3 protein-coding genes are annotated in these 2,533 nt (G+C 69.2%); all 3 read left to right on the forward strand.

Annotated elements, in window-relative coordinates; translation table 11 throughout:
* The first annotated feature begins 110 nt into the window (after positions 1–110).
* On the forward strand, positions 111–608 hold the full coding sequence (locus Q0L11_RS18810) for an Lrp/AsnC family transcriptional regulator (RefSeq protein ID WP_296599274.1): 498 nt from the start codon (positions 111–113) through the stop codon (positions 606–608).
* An 81-nt stretch (positions 609–689) separates the two neighbouring features.
* Positions 690–1,583, forward strand: coding sequence for a pirin family protein (locus tag Q0L11_RS18815; RefSeq protein ID WP_296599275.1), 894 nt, complete (start codon positions 690–692; stop codon positions 1,581–1,583).
* Between the two features lie 31 nt (positions 1,584–1,614).
* A partial coding sequence (locus Q0L11_RS18820) for an L-serine ammonia-lyase (protein ID WP_296599276.1) occupies positions 1,615–2,533 on the forward strand: 919 nt, incomplete at its 3' end.

A 2,533-nucleotide genomic window follows, 5' to 3' on the forward strand; every position in this document is an offset into this window, starting at 1 on the left:
GGATCGCAAGATCATATAAGAGCGCCGCAATTGCTTGCCAAAAGCATGCCCCCGGGCGGTGGTTCCGGGGCAAAAAGAATATGCTCTCGTGTCGAAAACAGGAGGAAAAGTTGTCCGAGGTCCTCGATGCCGTGGATGCCAAGATCCTGGACCTGATCCAACACGACGCAGGTTTGTCGGTCGCGGAGATCGCGGATCGCGTCGGACTGTCGTCCAGCCCGTGCTGGCGGCGCATCAAACGGCTGGAGGACGCGGGCGTCATCCAGCGCCGAGTGACCATTCTTGACCGCGAGCGGCTGGGGCTGGGCTTTGAAGTCTACTGCACCGTCAAGCTGTCGCTGCCGACCAAGGACAACCTCGACGCCTTCGAACAGGCGATCGGCAAGCTGGCGGAGGTGGTGCAGTGCGCCACCGTCACCGGCGCAGCCGACTACGAGCTGCGGATCGTGACCCGCGACATGCACGCCTTCGACGATTTCCTGCGCGACAAGATCCTGTCGCTGGGGCTGGTCTCGAACATCGAGAGCCGGATCGTGATCCGTTCGGTGAAGAACACGACGGCGGCGCCTCTGGGTCTCGTCAGCCCCTATGTGAGCGCGCAGGGCTGACGCGCGCGCTATCGCAACGGCGTGGTTGCGCCGTTGCGCGGGGCGGCGCTCTATCCCTGACCGGCAGTCAGGGAGCCCGCCATGATCGAACTCGTCATCGACCAGCGCCGCAAGGACCTCGGCGGATTCGAGGTGGGCCGGGTGCTGCCCTTCGCCAAGCGCCGGATGGTCGGACCCTTCGTGTTCTTCGACCACATGGGGCCGGTGGAGTTTCAGGCGGGCTTCGGGCGCGACGTCGACGTGCGGCCACATCCGCACATCGGGCTGTCGACGGTGACTTACCTCTTCGACGGCCACATCACCCACCGCGACAGTGTCGGCGCGATCCAGGAGATCAACCCGGGCGAGGTGAACTGGATGACCGCGGGAAGCGGCATCACCCACTCGGAGCGGTTCGAGACCCTGCGGACCCGCGGCGGCAAGATGCACGGCATCCAGGCCTGGGTGGCGCTGCCGACCGAGCTGGAGGAGACCGCTCCCAGCTTCGCCAACCACGGCCCGGCCGACCTGCCCACCTATGAGAGCCCCGACGGGCTGTGGGCGCGGCTTATCGCCGGCAAGGCGTTCGGCGCCGAGGCCAAGGTGAAGACCCACTCGCCGATGTTCTACGTCCACTGGAACCTCCGCGCCGGCGCGAAGGCGCAACTGCCGGCGGAGTATCCCGAGCGGGCGGCGTACGTCGCCGAGGGCGTGGTCGACGTGGAGGGCCGCGAGTTCCAGGCCGGCCAGATGATCGTGTTCGAGCCCGGCCAGCCGGTGCTGTTCACGGCGACCACCGACGCCATCGTCATGCTACTAGGCGGCGAGCCGGTGGGGCCGCGGTTCATCGAATGGAACTTCGTCTCCTCCTCCAAGGACCGGATCGAACAGGCCAAGGCGGACTGGCGGGCGGGGCGGATGAAGCTGCCGGACGCGGACCATGACGAGTTCATCCCCCTGCCCGAGCCGCCGCCGGCGGCCAATCCGATGAGTTGAGCGGGCGCCCGCGGCAGGCTACCTCCCGGCCATGAACGTCAGCGTCTTCGACCTCTTCAAGCTGGGGGTCGGCCCGTCCAGCTCCCACACCATGGGCCCCATGACCGCGGCCGGGCGGTTCCTGGAGCGGCTCGGACCGGACCTCGAGCGGACGGCGCGGGTCGGGACGACCCTCTACGCCTCGCTCGCGCTGACCGGGCGGGGCCACGCCACCGACCGGGCGGTGATCCTGGGCCTGGCCGGGTTCGAGCCCCGGACGCTCGATCCCGACGCCGCGGATCTGGTGGTCGACACCGTGCGCTCGGCCGGCCGGATGAAGCTGGGCGGCCGCCACGAGATCGGCTTCGACGAGGCGGCCGACATCGCGTGGGAGGGCCGGACCCGCCTGCCCCAGCACCCGAACGCCCTGAAGTTCGAGGCCTTCGACGCCGCCGGCCGCCTGCTGGCCGAACGCACCTACTTTTCGATCGGCGGCGGGTTCGTGCGGGACGAGGACGAGATCGGCCTCAACACCGCGCCGGACCGGGCGCTGCCGACGCCCTACCCCTTCGACAGCGGGGCCGAGTTGCTGGCCCAGGCCGAGGCGGCCAACCTGAGCATCGCCGCCCTGATGACCGCCAACGAGCTGACCGTCCGCAGCGAGGCCGAGATCGTGGCCGGCCTGGACGAGATCGTCGGCGCCATGTTCGCCTGCATCGACCGCGGCATGCGCGCCGAGGGCGTGCTGCCCGGGGCGCTGAAGGTGCAGCGGCGGGCTTATGGGATCTGGCGCAACCTGGTCGAGAACGCCGACCGCCAGATCGCCGACCCGCTCTCGGCGCTGGACTGGGTCAACCTCTGGGCCCTGGCCGTAAACGAGGAGAACGCCGCCGGCGGCCGGGTGGTCACGGCGCCAACCAACGGCGCGGCGGGGCTGCTGCCGGCAGTCCTGCGCTACTACGACCGGTTCC

This window comes from Phenylobacterium sp. (genome assembly GCF_024508875.1).
Classification (GTDB): domain Bacteria; phylum Pseudomonadota; class Alphaproteobacteria; order Caulobacterales; family Caulobacteraceae; genus Phenylobacterium.

Coding starts and splice junctions, on each gene's coding strand:
- Q0L11_RS18815 (WP_296599275.1), top strand. CDS start 690: ATGATCGAACTCGTCATCGACCAGCGCCGCAAGGACCTCGGCGGATTC.